Raw genomic sequence first — 11,865 nt, 5'->3', positions numbered from 1 at the left:
ATCGGGGGCTGACACCGGGACCCGCCGCCGTCGCGCGCCGTCGGGACCCGGGGGTTCGCGGGACGGCACGCGGTCGTCGTCACCGCACGCGAGGGCGTGGCCCCGGCATCGGATATGAACCTTCGCGGCCGCCGCTCCGCGCCGGGAGGGATCCGCGTCGCGACCGGGCGTCGGACGCGGACAGAAACAGAGAACCGCGCGTCGGGCGTCGGGCTACCGGCTCACTCCGCGCAGGTGGCTTCCTGGCCGCCGTCGGCCTCGGCCGTCTGCGGGGTGTCGAGCTGGTAGAGGTTCTGTCGGGCGTCGGCGAAGTAGACGTCCTCGTCGACGATTCCGATGTTCTCGAGCCGTTCGAGGGCGTATCGGACGGTGCGGGCGGAGAGCATGGACTCCTCGACGATGCCCTTCTGTGTCAGCGGACCGTTGTACTCCAGGACCTTGAACACGAGCTTCGCACTTGGGGGGAGGTCGTCGAGGGACTCCTCGTCGGTTCCGGCCATCGTTACGATTCGAAACACCGAGACGGCTTAAAGATTGACGGAACTATGTTCGGTGTCGTCCGCGATCCGCCAAGCGAACCCCTTTTGTCGCCGGCTGGCGGACGTTCGCGTATGGCTACGGAAACCGCCTCGGGGCTCTCCGACCACCTGCGCGGGGTGACCGTCACCACCGTCTCGTGTCTGGCGGGGATCGCCGCGGCGCTCGTCTCGGCGACCGTGCTCGGGGTCACCCCCGACGCGGCGACGGACCGGCTCGCCCTGCTGGTGGTCGCGGGCTTCGTCTTCGTACAGATCCCGCTGCTGAAGCTCCTCGGGGTGGAGGTCGAGGAGTTCGGCATCAAGGACAACCTCTACGTGGCGTTCATGACCTTCACGCTCTGGTTCATCTCCTACGGCGTCATCCTCTCGGCGAACGTGGCGTAACATGGCGGACGACAGCATCGCGGTCGTCGACCTCGACCGCTGCCAGCCCGACCGGTGCAACTACGAGTGCGCGAACTTCTGCCCGCCCAACCGCACCGGCAAGGACTGCATCGTCGAGCGCGGCGACCACTACGGCGAGGACGAACCGTACGACGGCGGCCCCGACCAGATCTGGATCTCCGAGGAGATCTGCCTGGGCGAGACGTGCGGCATCTGCGTCGAGAAGTGCCCGTTCGACGCCATCGAGATCATCAACCTCCCCTCCGAGCTGGAGAACGACCCCGTCCACCGCTACGGCGACAACGCCTTCGCGCTGTACGGCCTCCCCGTTCCCGAGCCCGGCAACGTGACGGGCATCCTCGGGCCCAACGGGATCGGGAAGTCGACGGCGGTCAAAATGCTCTCGGGGGAGCTGGTGCCGAACCTCGGCGAGCACGCCTCCGAGGCGAGCTGGGACGCCGTCCTGGAGCGCTTCAAGGGCACCGAGCTGCAGAACTACGTCGAGCGCGTCATCGGCGGCGAGGTCGAGGTGGCCCGCAAGCCGCAGTACGTCGACCAGATCCCCAAGCGGTTCGACGGCAACACCCGCGAGCTGCTGGAGCGCACCGACGAGCGCGGCGCGCTGGACTCGCTGGTCGAGCGCCTCTCTATCGGCCCGGTGATGGACCAGGACATCGACTCCATCTCCGGCGGGGAGCTCCAGCGCGTCGCGCTGGCGGCGACGCTCGCGCGCGACGCGGACTTCTACTTCCTCGACGAGATCACCCCCTACCTGGACATCGGCCAGCGGATGACCGCCGCACGGCTCATCCGCGAGCTGGCCGACGACGGCGAGCGCTCGATGATGGTCGTCGAGCACGACCTCGCGATCCTCGACCTGCTGGCCGACACGCTGCACGTCACCTACGGCGAACCCGGCGCGTACGGCGTCGTCACGGACCCCAAGTCGACGCGCAACGGCATCAACGAGTACCTGAAGGGGTACCTCGACAACGAGAACATGCGCATCCGTCCGGACTCGATCACCTTCGACGCGCACGCGCCCCGGGAGATCACCCGGAGCCAGGTGCTGTTCGAGTACCCGGACCTGCGGAAGTCCTACGGCGAGGGCGAGTTCTCCCTGACCGTCGAGGGCGGCGCCGTCCACGAGTCGGAGGTGCTGGGGATCGTCGGCCCGAACGGGATCGGGAAGTCGACGATGGCGAAACTGTTCGCCGGGAAGCTCGAACCGGACGAGGGCGACCTCGACTTCAGCCTCGACATCGCCTACAAGCCCCAGTACATCGAGATCGACCAGCCGATGCGCGTCGACGCGTTCCTCTCGTCGATCGCCGACGACTTCGGCTCCTCCTACTGGGACACCGAGATCGCCCGCCCGCTCCAGCTCAATCCGATCATGGAGCAGAACCTCACCGACCTCTCGGGCGGGGAGCGCCAGCGCGTCGCCATCGCGGCGTGCCTCTCGGAGGACGCCGACCTCTACCTGCTCGACGAGCCGTCGGCACACCTCGACGTCGAACAGCGCGTACAGGCGACGACCGCAATCCGCCGGTACGCCGAGAACCACGACGCGACGGTGATGGTCATCGACCACGACATCTACATGATCGACCTGCTGTCCGACCGGCTGATGGTGTTCGACGGCGAGCCGGCCGTCGAGGGGCACGCCAGCGAGCCACAGGGGATGCGCGACGGCATGAACGACTTCCTGTCGGATCTCGACATCACGTTCCGCCGCGACGAGCGGACGGGGCGTCCGCGCATCAACAAGCCCGGCTCGCAGCTCGACCGCCAGCAGAAGGGCGAGGGCGAGTACTACTACACGGACTGACGCCGGGCGGCCCCCGGACGCGCCGGCGGCTTTCGACGCGTGTCCGCACGCACGTTCGATCCGAGCAGCGGGCGCTCCGGGGTGATCGTGGCGTCGGGAACGGCGAGCGAACGAGGAGGTCGGAAGGGGCCGGGAGCCGGGCCGTTACAGGTGCTCGCGCGAGCAGGTGCCGCAGAGGTGCTCCTCCTTCACGTCGACCTCGCGCACCGTCGGGGAGAAGGACATCACGCACTTGCTGTTGTCGCAGTGCTCCAGGCCGAGCGTGTGGCCGATCTCGTGGACGATCTCCTTGCGGACGCGGTCGGCGAACACCTCGCCGGCGGGCTTGGAGGAGACGCCGCCGTCCGAGGAGGTCTGCAGGCGGTAGGTGGAGACGACCGAGCCGTTGCCGTTGAGGTACGCGAGCCCGAAGACGTAGTTGCGCCGGCGGTAGTAGAGGTCCTGCGGGGTGAGGCCGATGTTCTTCTCGCCGCTGCCGACCCGGGACACCAGCTCGATGAACTGCTCGGCGCGGTATTGGTTGCGGCTGCGGTCGTACGCGCCCTCGGGGATCGACTGCTCGTCGTGAACCGTCACGTCGCAGTCGTACACCGAGCGCAACCCGGCGGACGCCTCCCGCTTCACCTGGGCGGAGACGTCCCCGATGGGCACGATGTCGACAAGCATGAGCGGGCTTATGGGTGGTGCCACCATAAGTTCCTCGCCCGTGCCAGCCGAACGTCGGCGCGCAGTCGTCCGAAAACTCCGCGGATTCGTCCGGCTCTGCGAGGTCGGAATCGGGACCCGCCCGGCGGTCGCCGCCGCCCTCGCGAGCGACGGCCGCGCCGTGACCGCGACGGACGTGGTCGACCGCGCGACGCCGGAGGGCGTCCGCTTCGTCCGCGACGACGTCGCCGCCGCCGCCGACCGCGACGACCCCGGGGAGCACTACCGCGTCGACTGCGTGTACGCGCTGAACTGTCCGCCCGAACTCCACCGCCCGCTCGTCCGCGTCGCCGCCGGCGTCGACGCCGCCTGCTGTTTCACCACGCTCGGCGGCGACCCGCCCGCCGTCGAGGCCGAGCCCGTCGCCCTCCCCGGCGGCGACACGCTGTTCGTCGCGTGCGACCCGGACGGCGTGCTGACGGGGTGACCCCGCGGCGGACGGCCGCGACCCGCCCGCGGCGTCGACGCCGGCGCCGCCGCGAGGGCGGGCGCGGTCGTCCGCCCGTCGCCCGGAGTCGCAACGCCCATACCCGGGCCGCCCCCCTCCGCTGGTATGCGAGTCGACACGGTCGTGCTTGACGTGGACGGCGTGCTCGTCGACGTGGCCGAGTCCTACCGCCGGGCGGTCGTCGAGAGCGTCGAGCGCCACCACGGCGACACCCTCGCCCGCGAGCACCTCCAGCCGTTCAAGGACGCCGGCGGCTTCAACAACGACTGGGAGCTGACCGACGCGGTCGCGCTGTACGTGCTCGCCCGCGGGCGCGGCCTCGCGGCCGACGTCGACGAGTTCACCGACGCGGTCGCCGACAACGGCACCGGCCTCGCAGGCGCCCGCGCCGCGATCCGCGAGGCGCTCGGCGACGAGGCGGCCGACGGGGTCGAGACCGAGTGGGACCCGGAAGCCCTTCGCGAGACGTTCCAGGCGCTCTACCTCGGGGCGGAGCTGTACCGCGACATCGAGGGCGGCGAGCCGCCGTTCGAGGCGCCGGGGTTCGTCCACGACGAGCCGGTCATCGTCGAGGACTCGACCGTCGAGGCCCTGACCGAGCGCTACCCGGTGTGCGTGCTCACGGGGCGGCCCGCCGCGGAGGCGGACATCGCGCTCGACCGCGCGGGCCTCGACGTGCCCGAGGACCGCCGCTTCACGATGGACGACTGGGCCGAGGGGAAGCCCCACCCCCGCGCGCTCGTCACGCTGGCCGAGCGCACGGACGCCGACGCGGTCGCCTTCGTCGGCGACACCCTCGACGACGTGCGCACGGCCGTCAACGCGGACGACGCGGACGACTCGACCACCTACCACGGGATCGGCGTCCTGACGGGCGGGCTCGCGGGGACGGACGGCCGCGCCAGGTTCGCCGACGCCGGCGCCGCCGCCGTGCTCGACAGCGTGAACGACCTCCCGGACCTCCTGGAGTGAGTCGGGGATGAGCGAGCGCGCGGACGGCGCCGGCTCCGACCGCCGAACCCGAATCGCGCGGGTCGTGCGGTTCCTCACGTTCGTCGCGCTGCTGGACCTGCTGGCGCTCTCGTTCGCCGCGCGGTTCACGCCGCCGGACCCGCTCACGCAGGTCCTGACGGTCGGGCCGATGCTCGTGGTGTCGCCGGTGCTGGCGTACTGGTTCGTGTACGTCTACGGCGTCGCGGATTCGACGTAGCGTCCCGCTGTCCCTCCCCCCGAAGGGATTTGTCGCCCGCCGACGTCGCGCGCACATGGTCGCCCTCGGTCACTCGCTCTCCCGCCGCCGAGCGGCCGCGCTCTCGACGACCGTCGCTCTGGCGTCCGGGGTCGTCGTCGGGACGCGGTTCGCGTGGCCCGGCGAACTCGTCCGTGTCCCGCTTGCCGCCCTCTTCGCGCTGTTCGTCGCCCCCGTCGGCTACGTCGTCGCGCGAACACCGCGGGAGGCGCTGACCCCTCGGGTGCTCGCTCTCGCCGCGCTGCTCGGCGTCGGCCTGCTGGTCGCGTTCGCGACGCTGGTGATCTGGCTCCGGTCGATCCCCGGGATGCAGGGCGTCGGACCGACGGGGCTGCTCCTGTTCGCGGTGCCGGCCCCGTGGCTCGCGGCCGCGGCGACGCTGCGGTACGTCGACGCCTGACTTCCGTCGCCGGGGGCGACACGGTCGACGGTGGCAGACGCGTCCGGTCACGCAACGCTTACTCCCGGCCCGCACCCACGTCCCCCCATGCGAATCGCGATCTTGGGCGGCACCGGCGACATCGGCGAGGGGCTCGCCGTGCGCTGGGGCCGCGACACGGACCACGAACTGCTCGTCGGCTCCCGGGACCCCGAGAAGGCCCGCGCGGCCGCCGAGGACTACGCCGCGGCCGTCGCCGACGCCGGCGGCGACGCCGACCTCAAGGGCTTCGACAACGCGATGGCGGCCGACCGCGCCGACGTGGTCGTGCTCGCGGTGCCGCCGTACCACGTCGCCGACACGGTCGAGGCGGTCGAGGCGAACCTCGACGCCGACGACGTGGTCGTCACGCCCGCCGCGGGGATGAAACGGGAGGACGACGGCTTCCGCTATCACCCGCCGAGCGCGGGCAGCGTCACGGCGCTCGTGCGGGAGGCGGTGCCCGACGAGGTGCCGGTCGTCGGCGCCTTCCACAACCTCGCGGCCGGGCGGCTCTCGGACCTCTCGCTGGAGTTGGGCATCGACACGCTCGTGCTGGCCGACGACGACGAGGCCGCCGCGACCGTCTCGCGGCTGGCCGAGGAGATCGAGGGCCTGCGCGCGCTGTCGGCGGGCGGGCTCTCGAACGCCGCCGAGGTGGAGTCGCTGACGCCGCTTTTGATCAACGTGGCGACGAACAACGACGACCTGCACGACCTGGGCGTCCGGTTCGAGTAGCGGTCGACCGATCTGCGGCCTCCCGTCCCTACTCGCCCGCCTCCGCCACCTTCACGACCTGCTTGCCGACGTTCTCGCCCTCGAACAGCCCGAGGAACGCGTCGGGGGCGTTCTCCAGCCCCTCCGTCACCGTCTCGCGGTACTGCAGGTCGCCGCGGGCGACCAGGTCCGCGAGGTGCTCGGTCGCCTCGCGGAACCGCGGGGCGAAGTCGCGCACGAGCAGGCCCCTGACCGCGGCGCGCGTCTCGATGAGCTTCGAGAGCTTCCGCGGGCCGGTGGGGAGTTCCTCCTCGTTGTAGAGGGCGATCTGCCCGCAGACCGCCACGCGGGCGTCGACGTTCAGCCGCGGCCACACCGCGTCGGTCACGGGCCCGCCCACGTTGTCGTAGTACACGTCGACGCCGTCGGCGACCTCGTCGAGGCGGGCGCCCACGTCCTCGGTCTCGTAGTTGATCCCCGCCGTGAATCCCAACTCCTCGGTGAGCCACGCGACCTTCTCGTCGGAGCCGGCGATGCCCACGACGTTCGCGCCCTGGAGCTCCCCGAGCTGGCCGACGACCGAGCCGACCGCGCCGGCGGCGCCGGAGACGACCATCCAGTCGTCCGCCTTCGGCTCGGCGACCTCGCGGGTGCCGAAGTAAGCGGTCCGGCCGGGCATCCCCAGCACGCCGAGCGCCGTCGAGACCGGTAGGTCGCCGGTGTCGACGGGCGTGAGGTCCGACCCGTTCGCGGTCGCGTACTCGGCCCACGGGAGGTTGCCGACCACGGTATCGCCGGGCTCGAAGCCCGCGCCGTTGGACTCGACGACCTCGCAGACGGCGCCGCCGCGGAGCGGGTCGCCGACCGCCCACGGCTCGGAGTAGGACTCGCCGGCGCGCATCCGGTCGCGCATGTACGGGTCCACAGAGAGGAACAGGACGCGCACGAGCGCCTCGCCGGGCCCCGGTTCCGGGCGGTCGACCTCGCGGAGGTCGAAGGTGTCCTCGTCCGGCACGCCCTCGGGTCGCGTCGCGAGGTGGAAGCGTCGGTTCGCTGGCATGGGCGTGGCGACGGCCGCCGGTCGCCTAACCCTTCGGGAACGCGGGACCGCGTGCCGGCGGTTTCCGCGCCCGGCCGGTCGCGTCGGGCCGTCGCGTCGGACCGTCCCGTCGGACACGCCGCCCGGGGGGGCTACGCGCCGTCGTCCGGCCCGGCCCGGGGACCGTCCGCCGCCGGGAACCACAGCCGGACGGTCGTGCCCGACCCGGGAGCCGACTCAACCTCCATGTCGCCGCCCGACTCGACGGCGATCGTCTGCATGAGGTACAGGCCGAGCCCCCTGCCGTGGCTGGTCGGCCCCTCCTCGGCGGCGTCCAGCGCGTCGACCTCGACGGACGGGATCCCGGTCCCGTCGTCGGCGATCTCGACGCGGTATCCCTCGCCGTCGGCGCGCACGCTCACATCGACCGACAGCGACTCGGGGTCGTTGTGCTCGACGGCGTTCGAGAGCGCCTCCGCCGGCGCGGCGGCCGCGTTCGACGTCGCGACCGCCCACGCCGACTCCGAAAGGTCCGTCGCGACCGAGACCGCCGGCGCCTCCGCGCGGACGGTCGCGACGGCCGACTCGACGTGCGCGACGAGGTCGACCCGAACCCGCTCGTCGCCGTCCATCGTCCGCTGGATTCGGCGGGCGGTCTCGCTGAGGTCGGCCAGCCGCTCGGCGTGCGCCCGCGCGGTTCGCCGGGCCCGGGCCGCCGCGATCGGGTCGGGGTCGGCCGTTCGCTCGATCCATCCGGCGACGACGTTCACCTCGTTCCTGACGTTGTGCCGGAAGATCCGCCCGAGGACGCTCGACTGCTTGCGGAGCCGGTTCGCGCGGGCCGACTCCGCCCGCGCCTCCGCGAGGCGGACCTCGTAGGCGACGTAGTAGTGGGAGACGCCCGCCGCCAGCGCGACCCCGCCGAACCCCGCCATCGCGATCAGGTAGTCGCTCTCGACCGGCGCCGACCCCTCCAGCCACTGGAACAGCTCGATGACGGCGACGAAGACGGCGCCGTAGATGCCGCCCCCGCACAGGATCGCGGCCGACCGCTGCACCTGCGAGGGCGTGGGCTCGTGTCGGGCGAACCGTCGACCGGCGTACGCGATCGCGACCGCGAGCGCGAGCGTCGGCAGCAGTTCGATCGCGACGAGCGTCCCGCCGAGCGGGTCGGTGACGACCCGCGCGACCACGACGGCCAGCGCCATCGCGGCGAAGCCGTAGTGGACCGCGCCCGGCCACGCGGCCAGCGGCCCTCGATCGCCGGCCGCGCCGTCGTCCGGTTCCCCGACGTCGGATCGCCCGAACACGGGTTCAAAAAATCCGCCTTCTCGTGAAAGGATATCGATCCGGCTCGTGCCGGTGGCGTCGGCCGACCGGCCGCTCGGTCCCGCGACAAGTGTTTTACTCGCGCTCGTGCAACTGCGGGTATGACCGGACTCGCGCTCGACTCCACGCAGCTCGACCGCTACTCGCGTCACATCATCCTCGACGAGGTCGGCCCGGCGGGCCAACAGGCGCTGCTGGAGGGCTCGGTGCTCGTCGTCGGCGCGGGCGGGCTGGGGTCGCCGGCGATCCAGTACCTCGCGGCCGCGGGCGTCGGCCGGATCGGCGTCGTCGACGACGACGAGGTGGAGCGGTCGAACCTCCAGCGGCAGGTCGTCCACGCCGACAGCGACGTGGGGCGCCCGAAGGCCGCCTCCGCCGCCGAGTACGTCCGCGACCTCAACCCGGACGTGGACGTGGAGCCCCACGAGACGCGCCTGGACGCCGGCAACGCGGAGGGGTTGATCGCCGACTACGACGTGGTGCTCGACGCCTCCGACAACTTCGGCACGCGCTACCTCGTGAACGACGTGGCGCGCCTGACGGACACGCCGGTCGCCCACGGCTCCATCTACAAGTTCGAGGGGCAGGCGACGACCCTCGTCCCCGAGGGACCGTGCTACCGCTGTCTGTTCCCGGAGGCGCCCGAACCCGGGGAGATACCCGACTGCGCGACGACGGGGGTGCTGGGCGTGCTCCCGGGGACGCTCGGGTGCATCCAGGCGACCGAGGCCGTGAAGCTCCTGCTCGATACCGGGGAGGTGCTTGAGGGGCGCCTGCTGTTCTACGACGCGATGGACATGACTTTCGAGACCGCCCCGTATCGCCGGAACCCCGAGTGTCCGGTGTGCGGCGACGACCCGATCGACTCCATCGAGGGGATCGAGTACGAGGACGGCTGCGGCATCGCCGCAGACTGATCCGCGGCGTCGTCGGGCGGCCGTCCGCCCGCGGCGACTCCGCCGGGGCCGGCCGGGCCGCCCGCGTCCGACGCGTCGCCGCCGGCTTCGGACAGCTTTTGTCGCCGGCCGCCGCACCCGAACGCGTGTCCGACTTCGACCCCGTCTCCGCCTCCCTCCCCGTCGGCGGCGACAGCCCCGCAGTGTTCGTCGAGAGCCCCGCAGTCGGCGGCGTTCGCCCGCTCTCCGGGGCGCCCGCGACACCCGAGGTGACGTGCCGGTGAGCGTCGCCGACCTGCTGAACGGGATGCCGTTCGCCGAGCACCTCGGGATGGAGGTGACGGCGGCGAGCGACGGGCGCGCCGTCGTCGAACTCGCGCTGCGCGAGGAGCACTCCTCGGTCCCGGGTCGGCGGGTCGCCCACGGCGGGGTCACGTACGCGCTGGCGGACACCGCCGCCGGCGCGGCGGTCATCTCGCTGCACCACAAGCCGACGCCGACCGTCGACATGCGGATCGACTACCTCGCGCCCGCGACCGACGACCTCCGGGCGGAGGCGACGGTCGTGCGCGACGGCGGCGGCGTCGCGACCGCGGAGGTGACCGTCGAGGACGCGGCGGGCACGCACGTCGCCGACGCGCGGGGGACGTTCAAGACCGGCGGCGGCGACGACGGCGGCGCGTGGGGCGTCACCCCCGGCGACGACTCGACCCCGGAGTAGCACGGAGCGGCTCCGACCGTTCCGGGTCCGGGGACCGGGTTCGACCGCGTGCGTCGGTTCTTCCCGAAAGATAACGCTTTTCGGCGGTCCCTCGGAACCTCGAGGTATGTCCGACGAACTCAAGCGGGGACTGGAGGGCGTCCTCGTCGCCGAGTCCGACCTCAGTTACATCGACGGCGACGAGGGGAAACTCGTCTATCGCGGCTACGCCATCGAGGACCTCGCAGAGCACGCCTCCTACGAGGAGACGCTGTATCTCCTGTGGAACGGCGAACTGCCGACCGTCACGGAGCTGTCGGCGTTCGAGGAGGCGATGGCGGCCGAGCGGACCCTCGCGGACGACACGCTGGAGACGGTGCGTCGGCTCGCGGAGGCCGACGAGGAGCCGATGGCGGCGCTGCGGACGGCCGCCTCGTCGCTGTCGGCCAACGACCCGGACGCCGACGCCGACCCGACGGACCCGGACGCGAACGTCCGGAAGGCGCGCCGGATCACGGCGAAGCTCCCGACGGCGCTGGCGGCGTTCGTGCGCGTCCGCGACGGCGAGGAGCCCGTGGCCCCCCGGGAGGACCTCGACCACGCCGAGAACTTCCTGTACATGCTCAACGGCGAGGTGCCAGACGAGGTCACCGCCGACGTGTTCGACCAGGCGCTCGTCCTCCACGCCGACCACGGCCTCAACGCCTCCACCTTCTCGGCGACGGTGACGGCCTCCACGCTCGCGGACGTCCACGCCGCGGTCACCTCCGCCGTCGGCACGCTCTCGGGGAGCCTCCACGGCGGCGCGAACGCGAACGTGATGCGGATGCTCCGGGAGATCGACGAGGCCGACGAGGAGCCCGTCGAGTGGGTGAAGCGGGCGCTGGCGGAGGGCCGCCGCGTCGCCGGCTTCGGCCACCGGGTGTACAACGTGAAGGACCCGCGCGCGAAGATCCTCGGCGACCGCTCGGAGGAGCTGGGGGAGGCCGCCGGCGACACGAAGTGGTACGAGATGAGCGTCGCCATCGAGGAGTTCATGGCCGAGGAGAAGGGCCTCGCGCCGAACGTCGACTTCTACTCGGCGACGACGTACTACCAGATGGGGATCCCGATCGACGTCTACACGCCCATCTTCGCCATCTCGCGGGTCGGCGGCTGGACCGCCCACGTGATGGAGCAGTACGAGGACAACCGCCTGATCCGGCCGCGCGCCCGCTACGTCGGCGAGAAAGACGCCGAGTGGGTGCCGATCGAGGAGCGGTAACCGGGTTCCGTACCCCTCGTCCGCGAGCGAACGCGAGCGGACGGCCGACGACCGAGCGGCGGGCGGCGGAGCCGCCCGAAAGCGAGGGAGGAGTGCGTTTGATCCACGTTTTGCCGAGCGAGTGACCGCAGGGAACGAGCGCAGCGCAAAACGTGGGTGTGTGACCGCCTGATTCGGCCGCGCGCCCGCTACGTCGGCGAGAAAGACGCCGAGTGGGTGCCGATCGAGGAGCGGTAACGCGAACGCGGCGGTTCCCGTCGCGCGCCGTTTTTCGAGCCGGATCCGCCGAGCCGAGTGCTCACACGTCGCCGAGCAACGGTTATGTCGTCACGGGTGGTATCTACGG

15 protein-coding genes are annotated in these 11,865 nt (G+C 71.8%); 11 read left to right on the top strand and 4 right to left on the bottom strand.

The window, feature by feature from the left end; translation table 11 throughout:
* Window positions 1-221: 221 nt before the first annotated feature.
* On the bottom strand, window positions 222-500 hold the full coding sequence (locus tag ACQUQ1_RS12210) for a MarR family transcriptional regulator (RefSeq protein WP_435064577.1): 279 nt from the start codon (window positions 498-500) through the stop codon (window positions 222-224).
* A 111-nt stretch (window positions 501-611) separates the two neighbouring features.
* Between ACQUQ1_RS12210 and ACQUQ1_RS12205 the strand changes: the two genes are divergently transcribed.
* Both ACQUQ1_RS12205 and ACQUQ1_RS12200 read left to right on the top strand, forming a co-directional pair.
* Window positions 612-923, top strand: coding sequence for a hypothetical protein (locus tag ACQUQ1_RS12205; protein WP_435064576.1), 312 nt, complete (start codon window positions 612-614; stop codon window positions 921-923).
* 1 nt (window position 924) lies between these two features.
* Window positions 925-2,754 carry a ribosome biogenesis/translation initiation ATPase RLI gene (locus ACQUQ1_RS12200; protein WP_435064575.1) on the top strand — a complete coding sequence of 610 codons (1,830 nt, stop codon included), beginning with the start codon at window positions 925-927 and terminating at the stop codon, window positions 2,752-2,754.
* Between the two features lie 144 nt (window positions 2,755-2,898).
* On the opposite strand, the gene ACQUQ1_RS12195 is transcribed toward ACQUQ1_RS12200, so the two are convergent.
* Complete coding sequence (locus tag ACQUQ1_RS12195) at window positions 2,899-3,420, bottom strand: archaemetzincin family Zn-dependent metalloprotease (protein WP_435064574.1); 522 nt, start codon at window positions 3,418-3,420, stop codon at window positions 2,899-2,901.
* A 40-nt stretch (window positions 3,421-3,460) separates the two neighbouring features.
* On the opposite strand from ACQUQ1_RS12195, the gene ACQUQ1_RS12190 reads away from it, so the two are divergent.
* From ACQUQ1_RS12190 to npdG, 5 genes are all read left to right on the top strand, one after another.
* A complete protein-coding gene (locus tag ACQUQ1_RS12190; RefSeq protein WP_435064573.1) occupies window positions 3,461-3,886 on the top strand; it encodes a UPF0146 family protein in 426 nt (141 codons plus the stop codon).
* 126 nt (window positions 3,887-4,012) lie between these two features.
* A complete protein-coding gene (locus ACQUQ1_RS12185) occupies window positions 4,013-4,879 on the top strand; it encodes a TIGR01548 family HAD-type hydrolase (RefSeq protein ID WP_435064572.1) in 867 nt (288 codons plus the stop codon).
* A 7-nt stretch (window positions 4,880-4,886) separates the two neighbouring features.
* The gene (locus ACQUQ1_RS12180) at window positions 4,887-5,117 is read left to right on the top strand and encodes a DUF7534 family protein (protein WP_435064571.1); all 231 of its coding nucleotides are present in this window, start codon (window positions 4,887-4,889) and stop codon (window positions 5,115-5,117) included.
* Window positions 5,118-5,172: 55 nt separating this feature from the next.
* The gene (locus tag ACQUQ1_RS12175; RefSeq protein WP_435064570.1) at window positions 5,173-5,556 is read left to right on the top strand and encodes a hypothetical protein; all 384 of its coding nucleotides are present in this window, start codon (window positions 5,173-5,175) and stop codon (window positions 5,554-5,556) included.
* Between the two features lie 87 nt (window positions 5,557-5,643).
* Window positions 5,644-6,312 (top strand): NADPH-dependent F420 reductase, encoded by a 669-nt coding sequence (npdG, locus tag ACQUQ1_RS12170; protein WP_435064569.1) that lies wholly within the window; start codon window positions 5,644-5,646, stop codon window positions 6,310-6,312.
* 28 nt (window positions 6,313-6,340) lie between these two features.
* Here the strand turns inward: npdG and ACQUQ1_RS12165 are convergent, their stop codons facing one another.
* Together ACQUQ1_RS12165 and ACQUQ1_RS12160 are read right to left on the bottom strand one after the other, a co-directional pair.
* The gene (locus ACQUQ1_RS12165) at window positions 6,341-7,351 is read right to left on the bottom strand and encodes an NADP-dependent oxidoreductase (protein ID WP_435064568.1); all 1,011 of its coding nucleotides are present in this window, start codon (window positions 7,349-7,351) and stop codon (window positions 6,341-6,343) included.
* Between the two features lie 131 nt (window positions 7,352-7,482).
* Window positions 7,483-8,640, bottom strand: a complete 1,158-nt coding sequence (locus tag ACQUQ1_RS12160) for a sensor histidine kinase (protein ID WP_435064567.1) — start codon at window positions 8,638-8,640, stop codon at window positions 7,483-7,485.
* Between the two features lie 120 nt (window positions 8,641-8,760).
* Here ACQUQ1_RS12160 and ubaA point away from each other — a divergent pair, with 120 nt between their 5' ends.
* The 4 genes from ubaA (at window position 8,761) to citZ (ending at window position 11,519) form a co-directional block, all read left to right on the top strand.
* A complete protein-coding gene (gene ubaA, locus ACQUQ1_RS12155) occupies window positions 8,761-9,576 on the top strand; it encodes an SAMP-activating enzyme E1 (RefSeq protein ID WP_435064566.1) in 816 nt (271 codons plus the stop codon).
* 125 nt (window positions 9,577-9,701) lie between these two features.
* The gene (locus ACQUQ1_RS12150) at window positions 9,702-9,839 is read left to right on the top strand and encodes a hypothetical protein (protein ID WP_435064565.1); all 138 of its coding nucleotides are present in this window, start codon (window positions 9,702-9,704) and stop codon (window positions 9,837-9,839) included.
* A complete protein-coding gene (locus ACQUQ1_RS12145) occupies window positions 9,836-10,276 on the top strand; it encodes a PaaI family thioesterase (protein WP_435064564.1) in 441 nt (146 codons plus the stop codon). Before ACQUQ1_RS12150 ends, ACQUQ1_RS12145 begins: the two co-directional genes overlap by 4 nt.
* A gap of 106 nt (window positions 10,277-10,382) precedes the next feature.
* Window positions 10,383-11,519: a citrate synthase gene (citZ, locus tag ACQUQ1_RS12140; RefSeq protein ID WP_435064563.1), complete on the top strand. Its 1,137-nt coding sequence runs from the start codon at window positions 10,383-10,385 to the stop codon at window positions 11,517-11,519.
* The last annotated feature ends 346 nt before the right edge of the window (window positions 11,520-11,865 follow it).

This window comes from Halobaculum sp. EA56 (genome assembly GCF_051195075.1).
Classification (GTDB): Archaea; Halobacteriota; Halobacteria; order Halobacteriales; family Haloferacaceae; genus Halobaculum.
Note: the sequence above shows the minus strand (reverse complement) of the source record. Positions and strands in the feature narration are given on the sequence as shown.

Excerpts from the sequence above, each read along its gene's own strand:
- ACQUQ1_RS12180 (WP_435064571.1), top strand. The coding sequence starts at position 4,887 with ATGAGCGAGCGCGCGGACGGCGCCGGCTCCGACCGCCGAACCCGAATC.
- ACQUQ1_RS12165 (WP_435064568.1), bottom strand. The coding sequence starts at position 7,351 with ATGCCAGCGAACCGACGCTTCCACCTCGCGACGCGACCCGAGGGCGTG.
- ACQUQ1_RS12210 (WP_435064577.1), bottom strand. The coding sequence starts at position 500 with ATGGCCGGAACCGACGAGGAGTCCCTCGACGACCTCCCCCCAAGTGCG.
- ACQUQ1_RS12185 (WP_435064572.1), top strand. The coding sequence starts at position 4,013 with ATGCGAGTCGACACGGTCGTGCTTGACGTGGACGGCGTGCTCGTCGAC.
- ACQUQ1_RS12200 (WP_435064575.1), top strand. The coding sequence starts at position 925 with ATGGCGGACGACAGCATCGCGGTCGTCGACCTCGACCGCTGCCAGCCC.
- ACQUQ1_RS12195 (WP_435064574.1), bottom strand. The coding sequence starts at position 3,420 with ATGCTTGTCGACATCGTGCCCATCGGGGACGTCTCCGCCCAGGTGAAG.
- citZ (WP_435064563.1), top strand. The coding sequence starts at position 10,383 with ATGTCCGACGAACTCAAGCGGGGACTGGAGGGCGTCCTCGTCGCCGAG.
- ubaA (WP_435064566.1), top strand. The coding sequence starts at position 8,761 with ATGACCGGACTCGCGCTCGACTCCACGCAGCTCGACCGCTACTCGCGT.
- ACQUQ1_RS12205 (WP_435064576.1), top strand. The coding sequence starts at position 612 with ATGGCTACGGAAACCGCCTCGGGGCTCTCCGACCACCTGCGCGGGGTG.
- ACQUQ1_RS12175 (WP_435064570.1), top strand. The coding sequence starts at position 5,173 with ATGGTCGCCCTCGGTCACTCGCTCTCCCGCCGCCGAGCGGCCGCGCTC.
- npdG (WP_435064569.1), top strand. The coding sequence starts at position 5,644 with ATGCGAATCGCGATCTTGGGCGGCACCGGCGACATCGGCGAGGGGCTC.